The organism is Eubacteriales bacterium mix99 (assembly GCA_038396605.1).
In the GTDB taxonomy this organism is placed as follows: domain Bacteria; phylum Bacillota; class Clostridia; order Caldicoprobacterales; family DTU083; genus UBA4874.
On sequence record CP121690.1, the window covers coordinates 1,461,758 to 1,485,874 of the forward strand.

Consider the following 24,117-nt stretch of genomic DNA (forward strand, 5'->3'; position numbering starts at 1 on the left):
ATCCTGCCCCAAACTCCGTAGAAATTGAGAATGACAGCTCCAAGTAATTCTGATAGAATAAAGTTGTTCAAAGCAATAAACTATCAAAAACAAAGGAACTGTCATAATGAAAGCATATCAGGAGATAAGGGATCCGTCAATGAGAATCGAAATAATAAACAGCACAGCACTGCATGAAAAAGCACGATAGGGCTTTTCCCCAATATCTACGTAAAAAAATAAATTGCATTTTTTAACATGCAAAATCGGAGATATAGAAAAGGAAGGCTCAGGCGAAGGGTAGAAAAAGTCGAGCTTTCACAGGAAATTGTCTTGATTTTGCAGTTTGATAGTGTTATAGTTTATAAAGTGATTCTATACTATGACAGAAAGCGAGGTAAATGTCATGGCCATAAGCTATAAAAAATTATGGAAGCTTTTAATAGATCGCGATATGAAAAAGAAAGATTTGCAGCAGATCGCAGGTATCAGTTCTGCTTCAGTTACGAAGCTGGGGAAAAAGGAGAATGTTAATACAGAAATAATTGAAAAGATATGTAAGGCATTCCAATGCGATGTGAGTGACATTATGGAAATGACGGAAGACAATCAAAAGAATTGATTGGTATAGATCAAGAAATGCTCTGTCATTTATATATAACGGAGGAAATTTGATGAGCAATAATGTCTTAATTGTAAAAGACGAACCTAAGATATCTAAATCATTAAAGACCGACAATATTATCTTTAAAATGGATGTTGAAAAGGTACTTGATGCATTACCTGAAGAGCCGATCTTTGATCTTGTTGTAACTTCACCGCCATATGATATTGGGAAATCATATGAGAAGAAAATGCCGCTTGATGAATATGTAAATTGGCAAAAAAGGATTATCAAAAAGATATACCTCCGTCTGAAAGATACAGGAAGTATTTGCTGGGAAGTGGGCAATTATATTAATAAGGACGGTTCAATAATCCCTTTAGATATTGCTTTGGATCCAATCTTCCGAGAATTAGACATGTTTCTTCGAAATAGGATTATCTGGCATTTCGGTCATGGTCTACATAGCAAGACCCGTTTCAGCGGCCGATATGAAGTAATAATGTGGTATACAAAATCGGAAGATTATGTGTTTAACCTTGATCCAGTCCGCATTCCAGCTAAATATCCAGGAAAACGTCATTTTAAAGGGCCCCACAAGGGGGAACTTTCGGGGAATCCTCTCGGAAAGAATCCAGAAGACGTGTGGGATGATATACCAAACGTAAAGAGTAATCATATAGAAAAAACCATCCATCCATGTCAATTTCCTGTCGGACTTATTGAGAGGCTTGTGCTTTCAATGACAAATGTGGGGGGCCTAGTCTTTGATCCGTTTGCAGGTGTCGCATCGTCAGGTGTTGCTGCGATAATACACAATCGAAACTTCTGGGGATGTGAAATAGTAAATGATTATGTTGAAATTGGAAGAGATCGCTTACAGCAGTCCATAAATGGGACTATTAAATACAGAGAAAATAAACCTATTTACGATCATGAAAAGAGTAATCTCTCAAAGGTTCCAGAGGAGTGGAAGAGAAAGAAGGCGATTGATCATGGTAACTGCAACCCACAGTCACTGCGACGGAATATCGATTGTTCCAGTAGAATATGTAAGTGAACTCTGCACTGTTATCGAAGGCTACAAGAAGAAGCTCGGCTTTTATAAGATTTCTGATTTTAAGAAATATCTGATACCTTCAATAAAAAGGCACGGTTGGTCAGATGAATATTATCTGGATAGAACTTCAAAAATAACGATCACGTCAGTGAAGGATAAAACTGGCCTATGCATTCAAACAGGAAATATGGCGAGAGTGTATGCTGATCTGTTGAAACTTCAGGCTCTCTTTTCTCGGAGAACAATAGACTCTGGAATTCTTATACTTGCTACTGTAAAATGCGGTAGGCAATTTGGAGGAAACGTAGCATCATATGAGCGAGTTCTTCGTGAGCTGGATATATTTGACAAGGTGGTCACTATGCCGCTGGTGGTTATCGGTTTTAACAACGAAATTTAATGGGAGGCTAATCATGGAGTTACAAGATTTGGAACAGCTCGGCGTGAATATTATCAAGCGAACAACCGAGATAGATGCGAAAACCAAAGGCGTGCCTGGTACGCATCCTATCGAATTTAGGGGGAACCCAGAGAAACTTCCTGTAATTAGGGTCCGGCTTGGATTTCCAGTATATCGGCTAAAGAATGGCCGTACAAGTACATACCAGCTGGAGTACCTTGCGCTTCATCCTGATCTTCCGGATGACTTTTTCAAGAAGGATAATGATGCCATTACGGCACAAAAGGCTCAGCATGAGGTCCTTGGGCAACTCGTCGATGAAGAGAATCTCTTACAGTCATTTAAGGAGAAGGAGCAGCAGGTTCAGCCATTGATCTGCACAAATACAGGTGTTGTTGTAAATGGCAACCGACGTCTATGCGCGTGGCGAACCCTGTATTTATCCAATCCAATGCGGTATAAAAACTTTGAAACCATTGAAATTGCTATTCTTCCTGAATGCGATGAAAAGGAAATAACTGTTCTTGAAGAAAAGCTTCAGATTCAAAAGGAAAAACGTGCTGAATATAAATGGCATGCTAAGGCAATGATGGCACAGCAGAGGGAGCAAAGCGGTACGAAGCACGCGGATGTTGCCAAGGCCTTTGATCTGAGCTCTCAGAGATTAACTATTCTTGTCGATGCAAAAAACTATGCAGATAAATATCTAAAGACTATTGGAAAGCCGAATCAGTGGTCGTTAGTCGATAAGGATTACTATGCCTTTGAAAAGCTCGTAAAGAACATTAAGCAATTTAGCAATCAAGGTGATCAGGAACTGTTTGAGACGCTTGTGTTTAGTATGATTTCTCAAAGGAGTTCTAATGGACGTCTATACGACGTTATCGATGATGTAGCAGAACATTTTAATGCGTTAAAAGCAAAATTAGCAGCAAAAAATTACATCAGTGTCGATACTAAAAATGACTTGGGCTTGGATATTCTCGCAGGAGAGCACATTGAGGAAGATGTCGGCAGTAAGGTCGCTGATGTAATTCGTACGTCCGATGACGAAGAAAAAGTCATGATCGTAAAGCACGTTATGGATGTAATCGAGAGTGAAAAGGCCATAAAAAGTGAGATGGAAGCGGCTAACTACTTAATGAAGCAGGTGTCAAAAGCTTCAAGCATATTAAAAGCTGCTGCTGATCAGGCTTTGAATGAAAATTCCGAAATAGATGGCGTTCAGGATCAATTGGATTCCATAAAACAAGCCGTTGAGGAAATAGAGACATGGCTGAAGGAAAGATAATGAAATGGATTATTGATTATGACGGGGTCCGGGATTCTGCCATAGTATTAACTGATTCTACAGAGGATATTCTGTGGAGCACATTTATCCGGATCATGTCTACTTTCTCGACATCTTTTCAGCAACAGGGAAAGCAATTATTTATTCCCATAAGGACTTTCCTTTCCTTGCGGAGGAATATTGCTCAATTTCTCACTAATCACCATGATGAGATATCCGTTTCCTTCACTAATTCTATCAGCGAGAAGTTATCGAGAATAAACACCAGGTCTTACAATACCGCATTGAAATCTACGCCCTTAAGCAAGGATGTGGTACTTAATAAATTGCGGGCAATTGGATTCCGTCGTGAACTTACAGATAATCAATTGCGAAATGTGTGTAAACTCGGTTCCTTGCCAGCAGGGGCATCGTTCTCTGTACCTGGAGCAGGCAAAACGACGGAAGCGCTTGCCTATTATTTTTATAATGCAAAAGTCAACGACAAGCTGCTTGTTGTCGCACCTAAAAATGCATTTGGCGCATGGGAAGAGCAAATACAGGATTGTGTGGGGGACCTTCAATTGCAGTTCATTCGTCTTCGTGGTGGATATACCGCAATTGACAGGCTATTAAGAGATAAACCTAAGCTTATGCTCATTACATACCAGCAGTACGCAAGGGTGACGGATATTATCAATCGTTATCTAGAGCAGAATTCGGTCTTTATGTTTCTTGATGAAAGTCACCGAATTAAAAGTGGCTTTCATGGAGTTACTCCTGAAGCTATTCTCTCTTCTTGTACTCTGCCAGTACGTAAACTGATTCTCAGTGGTACGCCTATGCCGCAAAGTGTAGCGGATCTAATTCCGCAGTTCACTTTTTTATATCCAGACAGGCAAACCGATGCAGATTCAGTCGTCCATCAAATACAACCGGTGTATGTGCGAACCACAAAAGCAGAACTCGGATTGCCTGAAGTAAACCGCAAAACTGTAATGCTGGATATGTCCTCATTACAGCTAGAAATATATAGGTCCTTAAAGTCCGAAATGAAGCGGCAGCTTATTCCCATACTTTCCGATGCGTCCAAATCCTCACTTCGGGAACTCGGAAAACGGATCATAAAAGTAGTTCAGTTTGTGTCCAATCCTTCGCTGTTAGCCTCTGATATGGACTATGTGTTTGATCAGAGGATAGGAGAATTATTAGCAAAAACTGATGGGCCAAAAATAGATTATGCTTGTAATAGAGCGATGGAGTTAGCCTCGCAAGGCAAGAAAGTCATCATCTGGTCCCAGTTTGTGAGAAACGTTGAAATAATAAGTGATCGATTAAAGTTCCTTGGGGCAGATTTTATCCATGGTGGAGTCGATACTGGTGACGAGGAAGAAAGCGATACTCGTGAATGGAAGATTAAGCAATTTCATGAAAATCCTGAAAAAATGGTATTAGTAGCTAATCCTGCTGCAGCTTCTGAAGGAATTAGCTTACATAAGATCTGCCAAAATGCAATATATGTAGATAGATCATTTAATGCTGCGCACTACCTTCAATCTGAGGATCGTATACATAGGCTTGGGCTTAAACCTGATCAGCATCCGGAAGTAGAGATACTTGAATGTAAAAATACGATAGATCAAGTGATAGATCGTCGTTTGAGACAAAAAATAAATCTGATGGCGCAGTCATTAAATGATACTTCTTTAAATGTTGATACGGTTCACTATGATCCGGACATTGATGTTGAAGAGTCCTTATCTATTGATGATATAGAAGAAATCGAGCGATACTTTGGAGACGATAGTCTATGAAAAAATATATTTCAGACAGCTTAATCTCTGAAGCTTTACTCGTGATGAGAGCTATGAAGCAGTACGGTTGTTACACTATAGCTCAAATTAATAACATGAAGATGTATTATGGAATAAACAAGGATGCGGCCCTTAGTCTGGCTGAGCAATGTAACTGGATTGTTCTAAAAAATGAGACCACGTATGAGATCACTAATTATGGTGAAAATTTGCTACAGAACTTTAATGGTATGGAGCTTCGATTGAGCCTGTATAGAGACATTTTAAAGAAATACATTGTTACCTGTAAACCAATATGGGCCCGAAAAATCCCTTATGGTCGTAATGAGGCTTATCAGATTATGTCTGATGAGGAACAAGTATGTTTTAAAAAAGCCGGACTTATGGGTACCCCCGTTACTCTTGAAGAGGTGGAGTGGTGGGATTCACTTGCTGAGCGAGAACGGCAGGAGATAGAAAGAAAACAAGACGATGTTGGACGTAAAGGAGAAAAATTAACTATCCGATATGAACACCTTAGGACACAGGCTAAGCCTATTTGGGAATCTATTGAATCAAATCTCGCTGGATTCGACATCATTTCCCAGGTTAGCGATACAAACACAAAACAGATATTGATAGAGGTTAAATCATCAACTCATGGATTACAAGATGCATTTCTCTATGTATCCCATAACGAATGGAACTTTGCTTCAGCAGCATATAATCAAGAACGCTATTATTTCTACTTGTGGTTGTTAGAAACAACCCCGCAGTTAGCTGTAATTTCTTATCCGGATATGTTAAAACACATACCTTTTAACAATGGCTTGGGCGAATGGAATGAGGTAAGTATACCATTTGCTGCCTTTAAAGATGATTTCAGTCCACGAGATATTTGATATCACGATTGTACTATCTTTGAAACGGTAAGAACGTGTCCCTAGCTCCGTAGAATTTGCTATTTCATAGTATTGCTCCAAATATCTTCTGAAAGCTACGACTTATGCAGTTTTGATTTCTGAAGTACCGGTTGATTGAGTAGCAAGTGTTGCTATGAGCATTGGCAATTGCTTGTACCCTTTGATTCTACGGAATCCACGTTCTGCTTCAATGAAGCCGGCCGCTGCGTGTCGGAGAGCCATTCCGCCATCTCTGAAGTTAGACACCCTGCGGATGATACCACGGCAGGCGGAGTTGGCTGATTCCATAGGGTTCGTGCTGCACAATGTTTCACGAAGCATGCCGGGGATCTTGATCCGGTGCACTGTCAATGTCTCCTCAAGCCCTTCCAGAAGGCTTGCTGCTGCTTTTGGATATCGATACTCCAGGTTATTGGCAATGCTCATAAGCTTGCCTTTAGCGGCCTCATACTCGAACTCCCTGTAAGCCATGGTCATAGCGACAGATACATTCGCCTGCTCCGATTCCGGGAGGTATGACAGTACGTTACGTTTCTTGTGCACCTGGCAGCGCTGAACGAGAGCTTCTGTGCCGAATATATCCGTAACAGCTTTGTGGAGGGCTTTTCCACCGTCCAGCACATAAAGCCTTGGGCGAGCAGCATCCAGTCCTCTATGAATCAAGTCTTCCAGCAAGCCTTTTACAACGGTACTGTTTTCAGAGCCACCTTCAGCAATCCCTAAGATGCGCTTTCTGCCATCGCTGTCTATACCCATGGCGGCCAGTACGGTCAGCTTCCCGAGTTCCAGGCCATCGATCATCATAACCGGATAATCCTGGTCCAGCGTTCGTGTGAAGAATTCCTGCATAAGGCTGTCCATGCCTTCGATGAACCGCCGGCTGACCTCACTCTTGCTTGTGCATACCGCATCTGCGGTGTCTCCTTCCACTGTGCGGGAATATTTCCGTGTGCTTACTCCTGAAAGCAGCTTTGCCATGATTGCCTTGTTTAACGGATCTTCGGATTGAAACAAGCTGAGTGTTTCCAGTGGTAGTTCACCACTGCCATCAATGGCCCTAACCCTGGGGCGGTCTACCCTAACCTTCTTGCCGCCCATGACCACTGTAGTCTTGTCGGTACCGTGGCGGTATCCGGTGCGCTCCTCCGTATTGTGCTTTCCTTTGGGGCCGGCGTACTGTGCTACATCTTCTTCCAACATCATCCGCATGACATCAAGACCCAGCGCCATCGAGAGTTCCATCAACCCATAGCGCGCTTTTTCATGTAGTACGGTGCTGTTTATTATTTCGATACTCTCATTGACGGATCCCTTGTTCTCCTGATATACTTTCATTGTGACAGCTCCTTTGTTATTTGATAGTCTATTGCTTTGACAACTTTATTCTATCAGAACTACTTGGAGCTGTCATTCTCAATTTCTACGGAGTTTGGGGCAGAATCAACGGTAAACCTATTAAGCTTTCTTGATTAGGAAAGGAGGCGCAGGTGTGATGATGTCAGTAGCAAGAACAATATACCAGACCGGATTTGCAGGTTGGACTCTGTCCACCGGAAGCTGTAAAGGCCGAACGTATCCCTAGCTGCGTAGAATTTGATATTTCGTAATATTGCTCCAAATATCTTCTAAAAGCTATGTTATGCAGTTTTGTTTTCTGAAGTACTGGTTGAATGAGTCACAAGTTGCTATGAGCATTAGCAATTGCTTGTATCCTTTGATCCTGTGAAATCCGCATTCTGCTTCCATGAAGCCGTCCGGCTGCGTGTCGGAGAGCCATTCCACCATCCTTGAAGTTGGACACCCTGCGGATAATGCCACGGCATGCGGAATTAGCTGATTCCATAAGATTTGTGCTGCACAATATCTCGCGAATCATGCCGGGAATCTTGAGCCTGTGTACTATCAGTGCCTCCTCAAGACCTTCCAGAAGGCTTGCTGCATCGATATTGCAGGCTATTGGCAATGCCCATAAGCCTGGCTTTGGCGGCCTCATACCCGAACTCCCTATAGGCCATAGTCATGGCGACAGACACATTAGCCTGCTCGGATTCCGGAAGGTAGGACAGTACATTCATGGTTGCTGAACAACGCTGGAAGCCTCGTTAGCGTAAAGTTACCGTTGATGGAACAGGAGGTTATAGGTAGGGGTCGCTGAACAAAGTTAATCGATCAAGAACCAGCGGCCAATATCCACATATTGTTAGGATGTAAAAGTCTCTGCGAGCATTTTTGCGGTAGGTTCTTGGTTTCTTACGGATGCCTATGTAAGGGAAGTGCAAAACATCTATGATTTCTTCCAGGGCTTCTCTTACTAATCCCCCAGCTATGCTGGGGAGAATAGAGTAAACGGTAGTGTTACGTATGTTTTAAAACGCCTCCTATGTTAAAATGATATCGGTGTCGTAAGCCAATATCGACATAGGAGGCGGTCCAAATGGACAGCTCAAGTTTATCACATACAAAATGGAAATGCCAGTATCACATTGTGTTTATACCAAAGTATAGATAGACGGAAGGTGATGTACGGAAAGATTAAAGTGGATGTAAGAGAAATATTAAGGAAATTATGCAAATATAAAGGGGCTACGATTGTAGAAGGTGCAATATGCTCGGATCATGTACATATATGTGTAAGCATTCCTCCAAAACTGTCAGTATCCCAGTTTGTTGGGTACCTAAAGGGAAAAAGTGCACTGATGATATTTGATAAGGATCCTGAGTTTGGCAGTAAGTGGATGAAAGCGTTCTGGGCTAGAGGATATTATCTATCGACAGTAGGAAATATCACTGAAGATGCAATTAAGAAATATATCCAAGAGCAGCAGGAGAAAGCAAAGAAAGAAGAAATCAGTAAGTAAGAGCCTCTTTTAGAGGCAGATGGCAGTATTGCTTGCGGCACCAACATCTTTTAGGTGTAGCAGGTAATCAGCCCTTATAGGGCTAATATCAAGCCACCACTTGAAGTGGTGGTTAATGACTAGAAGAACCATCGCCAATAGCAAAAGCATTCAAATGAAATCTTTAAATGGGAATGTAGGAGCGGGTATGAAGTGAAAAAAGTATTGATTCCCGATGAATATATACCGGATTACAATCTATCAAAAGAGGAAGAAAAAAAGAGATTAGAGAGATATTTCAACGAATTAGAAAAAGCTTTGGAAGAGCTTTTCAGTATGCAAGATACTGGGTCTGAAATAGAGGGAACCGAGGCAGATGAAGGAGAGTGAGAGCATGAGTATGAGCTTGTACGTAATAGACGATGAATATCTGGTGCGGCTTGGAATCCGTGAGACCATCGAGTGGGAGAAATATGGGTTTTCCGTCGTCGGGGAAGCATCGGACGGAAAGCATGCATTGGATGAAGTGCTCAGGCTGAAGCCGGATGTCATACTGACGGATATCCGTATGCCGTTTATGGATGGACTGGAGTTTATGCGGCTGATCCGGGAAAAAGGTCTGGACTCTAAGGTCGTTGTCCTGTCAGGGTATGCAGAATTTGAATATGCAAAATCCGCTCTGGACAACGGAGCCTCTTCTTATCTCCTGAAACCCATCGATAATGACAAGCTGATTCGGATTGTCACCCGGCTGGGGAAGGAGATCACGCAGCAGCGGAAAAAGCAGAAGCAATATGATGGGCTGAAAGAAGGAATCCCCGTGCTTCGTGAGAAGTTCTTTCAGGACCTGCTGGGCGGTAAATATGAAGATCAAGATGTGATTCAGGAAAAAAGCAGATTGCTTGGCATTACCTATGAGGGGAATCATCTGGTCATTCTGATCCGGATGGATCATGAAGCAGGACTATCAGATGCAGTTCCCCGGGATCCAAGGGTTCCGGGAAGTCCCACTGGCGGAGAAGACTCATCTGTGGAAAATCTTCTGACCCGTCAGGTGCCAGACATCTGGGGCAGGGATGGGATGTTGATTCCCTGGAAACCGGGCCAATGGATGATTCTTTTATCTGTTTCCAATCCTTCTGATTCGACGATTTCCCATGTGAAGAAAAAGTGTCTGGAAATGATTGGCGAACTGGAGAATGCCTGCAATACTTCTTTTTCTGTCGGGATCAGCGGCATATGCCGGGCGTGGACGGATCTTCCCCTCGGAAGCCGCCAGGCGAATGAAGCTTCAGAGGTGAAATGGATGCCGGGTATCAACAGCGTCGTATCCTATGAGGAAATGGACGATACAGATTCCCGGGGAGATCGGAGCGGCTGCCACCGAGAGATACGAAGCGCTCTGGAGTATATCAGGGACCATTATTCCGAGGATATTACCATAGAGGACACAGCGGAGGCGGTTTATCTCAGCCCAAATTATCTGATGCATCTTTTCCGTTCGGAACTGGGCAGGACTTTTAATCAGTGTCTGACCGGATACCGCATGGAAATGGCGAGGAAGCTCCTGAAGAACCCAAAATACCGGATCAATCAGGTTTCCGGAATGGTTGGATATCAGGATGCAAAATATTTCAGTCAGCTGTTCCGGAAAGCAACGGGAATGCTACCGAAGGACTATATGCGGCAAAAGTGAGGCAATCAAATGACGGAATTTTTCAGGCGTTTTCGGATCCGGAACCGAATCGGGGCAGTCTTGCTTGTTGGCCTTCTTTTGTTTTCCATGATGATCTTTCAGACGGCCAAATTCGCTTCCCAAAAAATTATATATGACTACATGCATGGATATATTGCTGTGACCCATACGGAAATGATGGAAGGAATCGAGCTTCTGATGGATGAGGCCAATATGTTTGCCGTCCGGCTGCTGGCCAGTCCGGAAATATATAATCTGTTCAATGATCCGCTGTCCTTTTCGGAGCGGCAGGGGAAACTGTCAACAATTCTGGGCCGGCTTTTGATCCATGATGATACTGTCGGCGGAATTGACATTATCGGCGAAGACGGGGAGCAGCATGGTTATTTTCCCGATGGCAATTCTATCTCGGGTCCGGATGAGGAATACCTCCAGAGGATACGGAAATCCCGTTCTCCGGTGGTGGGTTCTGTGAAAAAGGATGCAGAAGGAAATTCCTTTATCCAGCTGGGGCGCAGGTATCGAAACTTTTATACCGGACAGGAGATTGGATATCTGATTCTTCTGATACGGGAGTCCGCTATTCGGGATATTTATGGAGAAGCCATGAAGGAATGGGGATATTCCTTTCTCATTTCAGACAGCGGGGAGATCCTGTCTCATCCGGATCAAAGTAAAACAGGCAAAATACTGTTAAGCGAAGGGCTTTTCGGATCCGATGAGCTTTCCGGATCGGATCATCCCTTTGATCACCAGGTGATCCGGGACGTCGGAAAATCCACGATTCTGGCAGTCTACCCTTTTGAAGGAAAACTGAAAAAGATGGGAATGAACTGGACCATCGTCAGCTTCATTTCCAAAGAGATCCTTGCGGATGTCATCAATGAAATCAATAAATATATCTTTCTGTCGGAAATCGCAATTATGTTGGCGGTTGTCTTTCTCGCTGTGCAGCTCTCTTCCGGGATCACGAGACCCATTACGGATCTTCGGGATGATGTCATCGCATTGGGATCCGACAATATGAATGTGAAATATGAGGGAAATTCCGGAGATGAAATCTGGGAGCTGGAAAAAAGTTTCAATGAAATGACACAAAAGATCCGCAATCTGATCCGCCGCAACAATGAAGAAAAGGAAAAACAAAGGGAAATGGAGCTGACCGCTCTGCAGGCGCAGATCAATCCTCATTTTGTTTACAACACTCTGGACGCCATCGGATGGATGGCAAAATTAAAAAAGCAGCCGGAAATTGAACGGATGATTATGGCTTTGTCCACTTTTTTTCGTATCAGTCTGCATAAGGGCGAGAAATACATCACGGTGCGGGATGAGCTGGACCACGTCCGAAGCTATGTAACCATTGAGGAAATGCGGTTTCCGGACATGTTTGACATCCAATACCATGTCAGCAGTGAAATGCAGGAAGGCAGGATGATCAAAATCATTCTGCAGCCTCTGGTGGAGAATGCCATCAGGCATGGGATCAGCGAAAAGGAAGGAAAAGGCCATATTGTCGTAAATGGCAGGCAGGATGCGGACGACCTGCTGTTTGAAGTGATCGACGACGGAGTCGGTTTTGATACCAGCAGCAAGGACTTTCAACTCACTTATTTTCGCGAAAAGCATAAAGGATACGGGCTGCGCAATGTGGATGAGCGCATTCGTCTGGAATATGGGCCGGAATATGGCCTGACCGTAGAAAGTGAAAAAGGCAAAGGAACCAGGGTATCGGTTCGATTGAAGGTAAGATGAAGACTATCTATCCATTTATAAATCGGTATCCGGGAGAGGAGATTTCATTTTCCGATACAGATGGTTCAATGGATTGATGATGCTTTCTGTCAGCGCTCCGGATATTCCAATGGAGAAAAGGATCAGAAGAACAGATAACAGGGTCAGCCAGGTTCTCAACCCGGACAATTTGCTGTTTAATGGATCCATAAGGACATGAACAACAATATTCCCGCTGGAAGACGGTATGGAACTGACTGCGGTGAGATCCTTTCCATTCTGCCGGAAAATCCGGATGCCACTGTCGGCCTCTTTATCCCCGTCACTGGATTTTTTGCTGTTTCTGTCTGCTGTGAGGCTTTTTACCTTTTTCCGTTCCGCTTTGGACGGTAACTGCTTTGCCAGAGCTCTTCCACTTTCTGTGACGAGATACGATTCATGCAGATCAAAATATTCGCTGAGTTCATTTTGGTAAAAACGGTTCAGGGCATCCACATCGGTGTCTACAATCATGATTCCGATAAGACTTCCGTCGGAGTTCATAATTTTATGGAGGAAAGACAGTATGCCGGTTTTTCGTTTTCCATAACCAGTATAATAGAAATGATCCATGAACTTATATCGCAGCATCCAACCGGACTGCTGGTTGGGATCCTTTATAAAATCGGGAGGAATCTCGTTATCGAGGATCCATTGCAGGGGTGGGGCATTTGATACATTGTTGGAAGTATAGGCCATGTTATTTTGGCTATATACGGATACACCCAATATATTCAGATTCATATTCTTCAGGCCATCCAGTATCGCAATAATCCGGCTGTCAAATTTTCCTTGCTTCAGAAAATGGACCAGACTGGAATCCGCCGCAAAATAATTGGTCTCCTCCTCGATAAGATACATATAAAGGCGGGCATTCTTATTGGACTGTTCGATGCATTGTGTCACCAGCAGTTTATAGTGGTTGTATATGATGCTTTTCAGCATGGTATAGGCAAGTATGGAGGTAGACAATATAACAAGGGACAAAGCAATACTGATAATGAGATTGATCTTTCGCTTCAGCCTTTGGAACATATGGATCCCTCCTTGTTCCCCGTTTTCTTCACGATGACCTTTACAATTCCAATCTTCTCCATCATTATAATATAAATTCTGCTTCTGATCAATACTGCTGTAATTATATGTAAGTAGTTTTGCAAACCTTTTAGTAGTTTTATTACCGTTTCCTAGTTGCTATTTTGTGCTAAAGTAATAGTACCGGTCCGGTATACTGGTTATAAGGAAAAATATGAGGAGGTTTGGAGATGTATAAAAAGATATTTTCCGTTTTACTGTGTCTTGCTCTGATGACAGGCATAATTACCGGCTGTTCCTCTTCAGGAAAGAAAGTCAGCGAAAATGGGAAGGTTTCTCAGAAGCCCTCTGAGGACAATACTTCATCCGAAGGAAAGGAAAAACCCATTACCATCACTGTAGGGATGTGGCCTGCGGAAGACGATGCGCCTGGATTGGAACTGAATGAAAAAAGACTAAAGGAAATGAAGGAGAAGTACCCCTGGATTACGATAAAGCCGGACAGATTCCCTTATGATGTGAAGTCTTTCCTGCCCAAAGCAGAATCCGGTCAACTCCCCACTGTTTATGATACCTATATTACGGAGCCCCAGAAAATTATGAGTGGTGGTTATGCGGCGGACATTACCGATGTCATGAAAGAGTGGGGGTATGACAAATCGATTAATAAACAGCTGCTGGATATCGTGACAAAAGATGGACGGTACTATGGATTGCCGTCTTATGTCTATACCATGGGCCTGAATTACAATATCAAAATGATGAAAGAAGCCGGATTGGTGGATGAGGATGGCAAACCACAGATCGCAAGTACATGGGATGATGTACTGGAGTTTGCAAAGAAGATCAAGGATGCCACAGGACAGGCCGGTTTCAGTTTACCAAGCATGAACAATCAGGGCGGTTGGCAGTTCCTCAACGTTGCCTGGGGATATGGCGCCGATTTTGAAAAGCAGGGAGAAGATGGCAACTGGACCGCCATATTCAACAGCCCGGAAGCTGTGGAAGCCATGCAATGGGTAAAGGATCTGAAATGGGAACACGATGTCATTCCTGCAAACACACTGTTGGGCATAGATGATCAGGACCAGTTTTTTGCCACCGATCAGCTGGGCATGAAACTGCGGGACTTTGGAGCGATTAACGGGATGATCCAGAACTTCGGCCTGGACAAGGACAATGTTGCCATATCCAGGATGCCGGGGGGAAAAGCCGGTACCTTCGCACAGCTTGGCGGGGGAGCGGTGATGTTCAATCCAGAGGACACGAAGGAAGAGATCGATGCGGCGTTTAAATGGCTGGAAATTACCGGATTCTCGGACAAGATTGATGAGGAAGCCATGAATTCTTTCCGGGAAGGTCTGGAAGCAGACGCAGCGAGCAACAAAATTGTAGGTCCGTACGGTGTTCCTGAAATCTGGCCAGATTCAGAGCGGTTTGTAGCAGAACAAAAGGTTCGGAAAGAGCTTGCCAACGTTGATTTGTCCTTATATGAAGATTATCTGAACGCCGGGGATGAGATCACGGTCTATCCGGAACCTCCGATAAATGGTCAGGAAATGTACAAATTGATTGACAACGTAATCCAGGCGGTCTGGACGGATAAGAATGCGGACCCCAAGACCTTGCTGGATAAAGCGGCGGAGGATTTCCAGAGAGATTATCTGGATCCCTACAACAAAACACAAGGTGGCTCAAAATAAAATGGTATTCAGAAATAATGAAGAGGACAGGGTGGGCTGCATTGCTGCAGCCCGCCCTTCCACAGATTTAAGGTGGTGAAAATATGTCTGTGAAAAAGAATATCGCTTCCAGTGGGCAGGTCTCTGTCGGAGTCAGAAAACCTTCCTTCCGGACTACTTTGAAGCGGGACTATAAGGCATGGCTTTTGATTCTGCCCAGCCTGGTCCTGTTTGCTGTCTTTTCCTGGCAGCCATTGATTTCAGGTGTCTATCTGTCCTTCTTCGAAACAAAGGGATACAGCGCAGTTCGTTTTGTGGGGCTGGACAACTATAAAGCAGTTATCTCGGATGCGGCGTTTTTGTCGGCATTGGGCAACTCCTTCAAATACACTTTCTGGTCTCTGCTCATCGGCTATTTTCTTCCGATTATAGCAGCGATATTGATAAATGAAATGGTTCATTTAAAACCATTTTTCCGTTTTTCAGTCTACTTTCCCGGTATGGTACCGGGAATGGCGACAGCGATCATGTGGAAAATCTTTTTTGATCCGAACCCGACAGGGTTGCTGAATGCGCTGCGAACGCACCTTGGAATGGAACCATCCATGTGGCTCGCCAATCCCAGGCTAACCATACCACTGATTGTGTTCACCATGACATGGAGCGGATTTGGATCGACAACTATACTCTACCTTGCAAATTTACAGGGAGTAAATCAGGAATTATATGAAGCTGCTGAAATTGATGGTGCTGGATTGTTTTCCCGGTTAAAAAACATTACCATCCCGACGATATCCAATTTGCTATATCTGTTTCTGGTTCTTCAGATCATTGGGGTTTTCCAGGTAATGGAGCAGCCTCTCGCCATGACGGAAGGCGGGCCCAATAATGCGTCTATTTCTCTGATGCTTCAATCCTATTTCTATGCGTTCCGGTATTTCCGTGCAGATCGGGCCATGGCAGTGGGGACGATTACGTTCCTTATTCTGATCGGACTAACGGTTCTTTATTTCCGGGTCAATCGGAATTCCGATTCAGACTGAAGGGAGGAATTTCAATGAGTCGATTTCAAAACAAGAGAACCGGAATCATTAATTCCATGGAGTTGAAAAAAACCCAAATGCGGCTTTTATATTGGGCGATTTTTGCTGTTCTGATGGTCCTGGTACTGATTTGTATCCTGCCGCCGCTATGGGTCATTGTATCCAGCATGAAGGATCTGAAGGAATTTCTGCAGGTACCGCCTACCATTATCCCCAGAAGCTTTCACCCGGAAAAACTGGTAAAATCGTGGAAAATGCTGGATTTCGGGAAGTATTATTTGAATACCTTTATCCTGGCCATAGGCAATGTCATTTTTTCCATTACCCTGAATGGGCTGGCGGGTTATGTACTGTCCCGGTTAAAACCAAAGGGAAGCAATGTTGTGTTTCTGCTGATGCTCTGGACCATGATGCTTCCCAATTCGGTAGCGATGGTTCCTGTGTTCAAGAACATCGTGGATGTTCCGTTGCTGCACATCAATCTGACCGACAGCTATATTCCCATGTGGTTGATGTCAGGGGCCAGTGCTTTCAATGTTATGGTATTCAAAAGCTTTTTTGACGGGATTCCCAAAACCTTGATTGAGGCAGCAAGGCTGGATGGCTGCAGCGATTTGGGTATCTTTTTCCGGATCGTGATGCCTCTCAGTGTGCCGGTTCTTATGACCATGCTGATTCTTACCATCAACGGCACATGGAAGGATTTTTTCTGGCCATACCTTACCTTAAGAAATCAGGATATGTTTACGGTTATGGTGAAGATCTTTTCCATGGAGAACAGTACTATTGATCTTCAAATGATCGCTTTGACGTTTTCCATTATTCCACCGGTCATTCTGTTTTTGATCTTCCAGAAATATATTATGGAAGGCTTTACATTGAGCGGAATAAAGGGCTGATGGAAGCTGAACCACAGTAAAAGGAAATATGGGGCTTATATATGGGGCTTCATAGAAGAAAAGTATATAGGGGGGAACAGTTTTTATGGGCAAAGTAGTGCTTGTAACAGGGTCCGGCCGGGGGATCGGCCGGGGCATTGCCCTGGAGTTTGCCAGACAGGGATACGATGTGGCAATTCATCATCGCAGGGAGCCGGAAGGCTCAGAGCGGACAGCACGGGAAATCCGGGATCTCGGCAGAAAGGCGGAGATCCTGACAGGTGATTTAAGTGACAGGGAAACCCCCTTTCGGATCGTAAACGAGACTTGTGAGCGGATGGGCAGACTGGATGTCCTGGTAAACAACGCCGGGATCACGATCCACAAGTCTTTTCTGGAAATGGGGCTGGAGGAGCTGGAACAATGCTGGAAAGTGGATTTTCTGGCTGCCTATCTCTGCGCACAGCAAACTGCCCGGAAAATGGTGGAGACCAGCATCAAAGGAGTGATCCTGAATATCACGTCGGTACATCAGGAACGGACAAATGACGGAGATACGGTTTACGGGCCCATGAAGGCTGCGCTGGCCAGAACCACGGAAAGCATGGCCTATGAGCTGGCGCCGTATGGAATCCGGGTGAATGCGGTGGCACCGGGAATGACGCTGCTGGAGGAAACCAAAGGGCTGCATTGGCGGCAGACTGCCGAATCGGTGCAAAGTGCCATCCCTCTGGGAAGAGCAGGAAGTGTGAAGGATGTGGCCCAGGCTGTGGCTTTTCTGGCGTCGGATCAGGCACAGTATATTACCGGGATCACTCTGCGCGTGGACGGCGGCATGAATCTTCCCATGATGCGAGCTTTGACAAACGGGCAGCAGGTCTTTATCTGACCTGACGCCTGATTCTTTATAATAAATTATCTGAAAGGAGAAAGCAGAAGGAATATGGGACAGCTGAAAATACGTGACGTAAGGACCATATTGACCGCCCCGGAGGGGATTGCACTGGTGGTGGTAAAGGTGGAAACAACCGAACCTGGATTGTACGGCCTTGGATGTGCGACCTATACGCAAAGGCCGCTGGCGGTTTACTCTGCAGTCCAGGATTATTTGAAACCATTTCTGATCGGGAAGGATCCCCGGCGTATCGAGGATATCTGGCAGTCGGCAATGGTCAGCGCCTATTGGCGGAACGGACCGGTGCTGAACAATGCCCTTTCCGGTGTGGATATCGCTCTCTGGGATATCAAGGGCAAGCTGGCGGGAATGCCGGTATATGATTTATTGGGAGGAAAATGTAGGGAAGGAGTGGCTGTTTACCGTCATGCGGACGGAAGGGACAAGGAAGAAGTGGAGGATCATGTCCGTGGCTATATTGAGCAGGGATACCGGTTTATCAGGTGTCAGATGGGTGGCTACGGAGGAAAGGAACAGGCGATTCATAAAACCAGGAATGCTGCGGATGGAGCATATTTTGACCCGGCTGCCTATGCTGCCAGCGTGCCGGTCTTATTTGAGCATTTGAGGAAAGAGCTTGGGTTTGGAGTTCAGCTGCTGCATGATGTTCATGAGAGGTTGGCCCCCATTGATGCCGTTCAGCTGGCCAAACAACTGGAACCATATCATCTGTACTTTCTGGAAGACCTGCTTGCCCCGGAGCAGATGGATTGGTTCCGTATGATCCGGCAGCAGTGTGCCACCCCGATTGCCGTAGGGGAGCTATTCAATCATCCTCATGAGTGGACGCCGCTGATTATAAACCGATGGATTGATTTTATCCGGCTGCACATCAGTCAGGTGGGAGGCCTTACCCCGGCAAAGAAAATAGCGGTACTGGGAGAGAGTTTTGGTGTCCGTACCGCCTGGCACGGACCCGGCGATGTATCTCCTGTGGGACATGCCGCCAATCTTCATCTGGATGTCAGCAGCCCCAACTTTGGAATCCAGGAATGGTGCGGCATGACAGATAAGCTGAGGGAAGTGTTTCCAGGATGCCCGGAGGTGGAGGACGGGTATGCCTACCTCAATGATAAACCGGGACTGGGGATTGATATTGATGAAAAGAAGGCAGCGAAATATCCCATTTCAAATGCGCTGCCGGAGTGGACGCTGACGCGGACACCGGACGGAACATCGGTAAGGCCTTAATAAACCATTTAAAATGAATCATGTTTTCAGTGTATAGAATTGACTCCAGTAAGTATAAATAATTCCGGCAAGTACATAGGGTAAGCGGATCTCATTCATCGTATAATCTTCGGAAAAAACTTTGAAAAAAGCAAATAAGTACAAAAGAAGACGAGGAGGATACTTATGAAAATAAAAAAAGTCCATCGATACCTGAGTGTTGTTTTAATGATCGTGCTGGCGTGGAGCCTTGTTGTCTGCAGCAGTCCTGGAATTGTTATGGCATCGGCAGCTTCCAGGGAGAACGTGACGACTCCCGAGAAGGATGGAATCCCTTCAAAAGGAGATGTGACGGATTCAAAGGAGAATCATGAAACTTCAACAGAAGATGCAACAACTCCAGAGGATGATAAGACTAATCCGAAGGAAGATATGGTCGCTCCAAAAGATGATGTGTCGAATCCCAAAGGAGATATAGTAAATCCGGAAGGCTCTCATTCTGCGGAGGATAATGAGGACAATAAGGAAGGGGATTCTGGCGGAGTTCCTCTCAAGACACCGGCCAGAGATACCGATAAAAATGATGTCAACAGTGAAAATAATGTCACAGGTGAGAATACTACTGCCGGTCAGGATGCGGCGGTTGAAACTGATACGTCTGTTGACAGTCCCGAAGAAGTCTCTGCAATTCTGGGGGAAACACAAATCAGTGATGGGCTTGTCATGGAGGCAGCGGGGGATCATGGAACGCATGAACCATTGGTGAATGATATTGACGGCACCAAATGCTGGACAATGACGCATGAAGACGATGTGGATATGTTTTATCTGCGGGGTACTGTTGATCCGGATTTTCTTGGTGGTAAGGCTGAACCCATGCAGGTTCAGGTTACCTATTGGGATTCTCCCCAAAACGGCTTTTTTTCACTGATGTATGATGCTGTGGATAATGATATCAAGGAATCGGACAAGGTCACCCTTTCCGGAAGCAATACCTGGAAGACCCACACGTTTTTTCTGCCGCAAGCCAAACTGCAGAGTTTCAGTGGACAATACTTTTCTTTTCGTCTGGGAATCTGGGTGCCGGGAAGCGGATTCAGTGACACACCCGTTTCCATCAGCCGGGTGGCTCTGCAGAAGCCTACCTTACTGCCGGGTGTAGCGACTGATGTGCCGGAAGGAATCGTAGATCCTGGTACAGAAGTAAAACTGGAATGTGATGAGGATGGAGTTGCCATTTACTATACAACGGACGGTTCGGATCCGGTGAATTCGGACACCAGGGCAGAATACGGTGACAATAATCCAATTGTTCTTCATCAGGCCACGACCATTAGGGCGTATGCTGTAAAAAACGATCAACGAAGTCTTGTCCATGCCTTCCAATATTATTTACCTTCTGTAAGCTTTCAGTTTGATGGCCAGAATGGAACCGGAGACGGAATGGATGCCTGGTGCGCAGGAGACATTGGCGGGGATCATTTCCTTCGCACCACTTTGGGAGGAAAACCCTGCTGGGTCAGCAAGGTAGAGGATAAATCCGCATTGTTCATAAACTGCAATATCGGTGATGGTTTTGTATCAGATGAAGCAGTTGGTTACGACATAACCGTCGAATATTTTGATCAGGGAAGAGGAAGCTTTGTTGTTCAATATGCTTATGACAATGCCTATGTTTGTCCGCCTGCTCGATTGGGCGATACCGGTGAATGGAAAACCCATACATTTCATTTGAACGATGTGCAGTTTGACAATGAGCTGAATGGCGCTGATTTTCGTATTGGTGTATGGGGAGGCAATATGGGGCTCAGCAGTGAAGATGTTGCTTTTGCCAGTGTTGCTGTTCGGAAATCCCCATTGTCTGTTCAGTTTGTCAGCAAAGGGGATAAGCCTGGAAACATATTCTATAACGACGAACCGTTTGATTTGGAATTTCAGCTCTCCAATAAAGCTCAGAAAGGTCAGGATGCCCAGGTATCCTATACGGTATGGAATGGCAATGGCAACTCACTGTTCTCAGAGGATTTTTACATTTCCGTTCCGTCTCAAAAAACGATTTATTTTCCAATTGATATGTCAAAGATCCACAATTATGGTACCTATATTATCCAATTGAACGTACATGATGCAGATGGGAAAACAATTTTGTCCGGAGAGTATCCTTTCAGCCGGATACTGTCTGAATCCTCAGGGGGTAATGATATGATCGGCACCCAGACCCATTTTGGGCACCGAAGAGGCGACCGGGATAAAAATCTTCCAATTGCTGCACAGGCAGGGATCGGATGGATCCGGGATGAAATGTTCTGGGGAGATGCAGAAAAGGTAAAAGGGCAGGTGGAAATTCTGCCAGAATGGGATGAATACATCGATACTGCCATTGCCAATGGTTTGAAGCCTTTGGCGGAGCTGGATTTTGGAAACGATCTGTATGGAGGCGGCGGGCCGGTTACGGAAGAAGCCCTTGCGGCTTTCTGCAATTACTGCGTTGTCATTGCGAAGCATTTTGAAGGGCGTGTCCGTCACTTTGAGATATGGAATGAATGGAATGGCGGCATGGACACCAACGGAACAGTGGATCAGTACAGCAGGATGCTGGTAGCTGCCAGCAAGGCGATAAAAGAGGTTGTACCGGATGCCTACATCATAGGAGGCGTGACCGCAGGTGCGGATATTGCCTGGCTGCAGCAGATGATTGACTACCCCGGGGCTTATGAAGCTGTGGACGCGATCTCCATGCACCCGTATTGTTATCCCAGCAGTCCTGAGAATGGAAATGTAGCGGGAAGTGTAGAGCAGCTGAGTCATATTTTCGGAAATCGTGCCGCTAAACCCATTTGGCTTTCCGAAATCGGATGGCCGACACATACAGGAATCAGTGGGGTATCCGAGACGCTTTCCGGTGCTTATGCCGTGCGGTTGTATACTTGGGCACTTGCCAATCCTGATAAGGTGGAGCATATCTTCTGGTACGACCTGCAAAATGATGGAACCGATGAAACTTACAATGAAAATAATTTCGGCTTGATACGCAGCTGGCTGCCGGATGATTCGGTGCCATGGGCGGCAAAAGCGAATTATGCTGCACTCAGTGCTTTTACCAGTATGATTTCCGATGCAGAATTTGTCAGGAAGTGTGACCTGGGTGATGATACCTATGCTTATCTCTTTAAGAAAAAAAGTGATGGGCAGGATGTTCTGATTCTATGGGCTAACGGAACCACAACAAATATTGGGATTACAGTTGGGGATCACCCTCTTCAGCTTTCGGATATGCTTGGAAACAGCCGGAAAGCTGCAACGATAGATGGTACTCTTGTTCTTACACTGACCGATCAGCCAATTTATCTGGAAGGAAATTTTGCCGATTCACTGGCGCCTGCAGATCCTATGTTTTCTGTTGATCCGCTGGAAGAAGGTATTGTGGCGGGAAATGAGTTGGCAGTTACCGTTCATCGTTTTGGTAGTGCGCAGAATCTTTCCGGAAAATATCAGCTTACATTACCAGGCGGATGGAAGACAAAAGATGCTGATTTTTCATCCGGCAGGGATATGGATATTCTTCAGATTGAAGTGCCTGGTGGAACAAAAGGCGGAACGTATTCCATCAATATTTGTCCAGTATCCGGAGACTCTGTATATGGCTCACTGGAATTACAGGTACGAATCATTGATCAGGTGGAATATACATTGACTCCTCAACCCGCAAATATTGGAGACTGGAGCAAATGGAAAGTAGCTTTGAATGTCCGGAACAATACCATATCAAACGATGTAAAGGGTACTGTACGATTGCTTGAACCGGCAGCATGGAGGAGCGATGATGCTGCCGCTGACTTTGACATTTCTGGCGGTGAAGAGGATTCCCTCTTCTTTAATGTGCCGGACAATCCTGGACAAAAACTATATACAGTGAAGGTTGAAATTGCGCAGGAGGGCCAGAAGACAACCATCCTTGAGAAAAAGGTCAGCTTCCTGGCAGCCGCCAAAGCGGAGAAGCCGATCAAAGTGGATGGGAAGATCGATCCCGGTGAATGGAAAAATGCAATGCCCTTTACTGCCGATGAGGATGCCAGTTATTTTTCGTTGAATGGAGAGAAGTGGGGAGGCCCGGAGGATCTCAGTGCTGTGGGATATTTGAAGTGGGATTTGGACAATCTTTATCTGGCTTTGAATGTTATAGATGACAGCCATGTTCAAACAGATAAAGGCAGCGGCATCTGGAGCGGAGACAGTGTGCAGTTTTGTCTGGATCCTGGGCGGAGCATAGCCCCCGGTTATTATCATACCAATGATGAGATTGGGTTTGCCCTTAATTCACGGGACAATACCGTTTATCACTGGAAATGGGCTTCTTCTACCGGTGATGATCTCACTATGCCGGATGCGAAGTTTTCGGTTATAAGGAAAGGAACGATTACTTCTTATGAAGCTTCGATTCCATGGAGAGATCTGGTGCCTGATCCGGATAGCATTGGTGAAAATACAGACCTTGGTTTCTCCTTACTAGTTAATGACAATGATCTAAATGATGAAGGAACCAGCGGCCGTAAGGGTTATATCCAGTATATGAGCGGCGTTGGGACAGGGAAGGATATGACCAAATATGGAGATCTTGTGCTCGCGGAAGGGAGAAACAATCCACCCGAAATGCCTGAAATGGAAGAAATCATTGAAGGATATATGGAAGATGGCCAGCTAAATTCCAATTTGGGAAGTCAGCTTCTGTATCGTGTATCCATTATCCATACGATGGTGGATCAGAAGCAATTTGCGGAAGCTGTGAACTATTTGAACGATTTACGCAGCTACATTTCAGCACCTGCCGTCCTGCAGCAGGGGTTGATAACGGAGGATGCACTGGATGCCATCAATGCGAAAGCACAGAAATGGATTGATGTACTGCAGGTTAGATGACATGTTTTTTATCGAGTCTGTTTGTATGTGCATGTGTTTACCGCTAAAGTGGTGGTCACCAACAGAGTCGGATCGTTGATCGGGATTAGATTTGTTAGGACT

Annotated in this window: 17 protein-coding genes and 2 pseudogenes; 16 read left to right on the forward strand and 3 right to left on the reverse strand. The window is 45.0% G+C overall.

The window, feature by feature from the left end:
- Nucleotides 1-385: 385 nt before the first annotated feature.
- From QBE55_06255 to QBE55_06280, 6 genes are read left to right on the forward strand one after another with little or no spacing between them, the layout of a single operon-like run.
- Nucleotides 386-601, forward strand: coding sequence for a helix-turn-helix transcriptional regulator (locus QBE55_06255; protein WZL79729.1), 216 nt, complete (start codon nt 386-388; stop codon nt 599-601).
- 52 nt (nt 602-653) lie between these two features.
- A complete protein-coding gene (locus QBE55_06260) occupies nt 654-1,643 on the forward strand; it encodes a site-specific DNA-methyltransferase (protein WZL79730.1) in 990 nt (329 codons plus the stop codon).
- Nucleotides 1,579-2,043 carry a BglII/BstYI family type II restriction endonuclease gene (locus QBE55_06265; GenBank protein ID WZL79731.1) on the forward strand — a complete coding sequence of 155 codons (465 nt, stop codon included), beginning with the start codon at nt 1,579-1,581 and terminating at the stop codon, nt 2,041-2,043. The genes QBE55_06260 and QBE55_06265 overlap by 65 nt, the downstream gene beginning before the upstream one ends.
- A 13-nt stretch (nt 2,044-2,056) precedes the next feature.
- A complete protein-coding gene (locus QBE55_06270) occupies nt 2,057-3,334 on the forward strand; it encodes a hypothetical protein (GenBank protein WZL79732.1) in 1,278 nt (425 codons plus the stop codon).
- Complete coding sequence (locus QBE55_06275; GenBank protein ID WZL79733.1) at nt 3,316-5,127, forward strand: DEAD/DEAH box helicase; 1,812 nt, start codon at nt 3,316-3,318, stop codon at nt 5,125-5,127. The genes QBE55_06270 and QBE55_06275 overlap by 19 nt, the downstream gene beginning before the upstream one ends.
- Complete coding sequence (locus tag QBE55_06280; GenBank protein WZL79734.1) at nt 5,124-6,008, forward strand: DUF3883 domain-containing protein; 885 nt, start codon at nt 5,124-5,126, stop codon at nt 6,006-6,008. Before QBE55_06275 ends, QBE55_06280 begins: the two co-directional genes overlap by 4 nt.
- A 102-nt stretch (nt 6,009-6,110) precedes the next feature.
- Here the strand turns inward: QBE55_06280 and QBE55_06285 are convergent, their stop codons facing one another.
- Together QBE55_06285 and QBE55_06290 are read right to left on the reverse strand one after the other, a co-directional pair.
- On the reverse strand, nt 6,111-7,364 hold the full coding sequence (locus QBE55_06285; GenBank protein ID WZL79735.1) for an IS256 family transposase: 1,254 nt from the start codon (nt 7,362-7,364) through the stop codon (nt 6,111-6,113).
- Between the two features lie 490 nt (nt 7,365-7,854).
- Nucleotides 7,855-7,968 (reverse strand): annotated as a pseudogene (locus tag QBE55_06290) (transposase).
- Between the two features lie 495 nt (nt 7,969-8,463).
- On the opposite strand from QBE55_06290, the pseudogene tnpA reads away from it, so the two are divergent.
- The 4 genes and pseudogenes from tnpA (at nt 8,464) to QBE55_06310 (ending at nt 12,317) form a co-directional block, all read left to right on the forward strand.
- Nucleotides 8,464-8,887: pseudogene (gene tnpA / locus QBE55_06295) on the forward strand (IS200/IS605 family transposase).
- Between the two features lie 192 nt (nt 8,888-9,079).
- Complete coding sequence (locus tag QBE55_06300; protein ID WZL79736.1) at nt 9,080-9,256, forward strand: hypothetical protein; 177 nt, start codon at nt 9,080-9,082, stop codon at nt 9,254-9,256.
- A 4-nt stretch (nt 9,257-9,260) separates the two neighbouring features.
- Nucleotides 9,261-10,562, forward strand: a complete 1,302-nt coding sequence (locus QBE55_06305) for a response regulator (protein ID WZL79737.1) — start codon at nt 9,261-9,263, stop codon at nt 10,560-10,562.
- 9 nt (nt 10,563-10,571) lie between these two features.
- Entirely contained in the window at nt 10,572-12,317 is a 1,746-nt protein-coding gene (locus tag QBE55_06310) for a sensor histidine kinase (GenBank protein ID WZL79738.1), read from the forward strand.
- Between the two features lie 15 nt (nt 12,318-12,332).
- Here QBE55_06310 and QBE55_06315 read toward each other — a convergent pair whose 3' ends face one another.
- On the reverse strand, nt 12,333-13,370 hold the full coding sequence (locus tag QBE55_06315; GenBank protein ID WZL79739.1) for a cache domain-containing protein: 1,038 nt from the start codon (nt 13,368-13,370) through the stop codon (nt 12,333-12,335).
- 230 nt (nt 13,371-13,600) lie between these two features.
- On the opposite strand from QBE55_06315, the gene QBE55_06320 reads away from it, so the two are divergent.
- From QBE55_06320 to QBE55_06345, 6 genes are all read left to right on the forward strand, one after another.
- The gene (locus QBE55_06320; GenBank protein WZL79740.1) at nt 13,601-15,073 is read left to right on the forward strand and encodes an extracellular solute-binding protein; all 1,473 of its coding nucleotides are present in this window, start codon (nt 13,601-13,603) and stop codon (nt 15,071-15,073) included.
- 83 nt (nt 15,074-15,156) lie between these two features.
- Nucleotides 15,157-16,095 (forward strand): sugar ABC transporter permease, encoded by a 939-nt coding sequence (locus QBE55_06325; protein ID WZL79741.1) that lies wholly within the window; start codon nt 15,157-15,159, stop codon nt 16,093-16,095.
- 14 nt (nt 16,096-16,109) lie between these two features.
- Nucleotides 16,110-16,994: a carbohydrate ABC transporter permease gene (locus QBE55_06330; GenBank protein ID WZL79742.1), complete on the forward strand. Its 885-nt coding sequence runs from the start codon at nt 16,110-16,112 to the stop codon at nt 16,992-16,994.
- An 85-nt stretch (nt 16,995-17,079) separates the two neighbouring features.
- Complete coding sequence (locus QBE55_06335; protein WZL79743.1) at nt 17,080-17,862, forward strand: glucose 1-dehydrogenase; 783 nt, start codon at nt 17,080-17,082, stop codon at nt 17,860-17,862.
- Nucleotides 17,863-17,916: 54 nt separating this feature from the next.
- Nucleotides 17,917-19,119, forward strand: a complete 1,203-nt coding sequence (locus QBE55_06340; GenBank protein WZL79744.1) for an enolase C-terminal domain-like protein — start codon at nt 17,917-17,919, stop codon at nt 19,117-19,119.
- Between the two features lie 165 nt (nt 19,120-19,284).
- The gene (locus tag QBE55_06345; protein ID WZL79745.1) at nt 19,285-24,015 is read left to right on the forward strand and encodes an FN3 associated domain-containing protein; all 4,731 of its coding nucleotides are present in this window, start codon (nt 19,285-19,287) and stop codon (nt 24,013-24,015) included.
- Nucleotides 24,016-24,117: the final 102 nt, after the last annotated feature.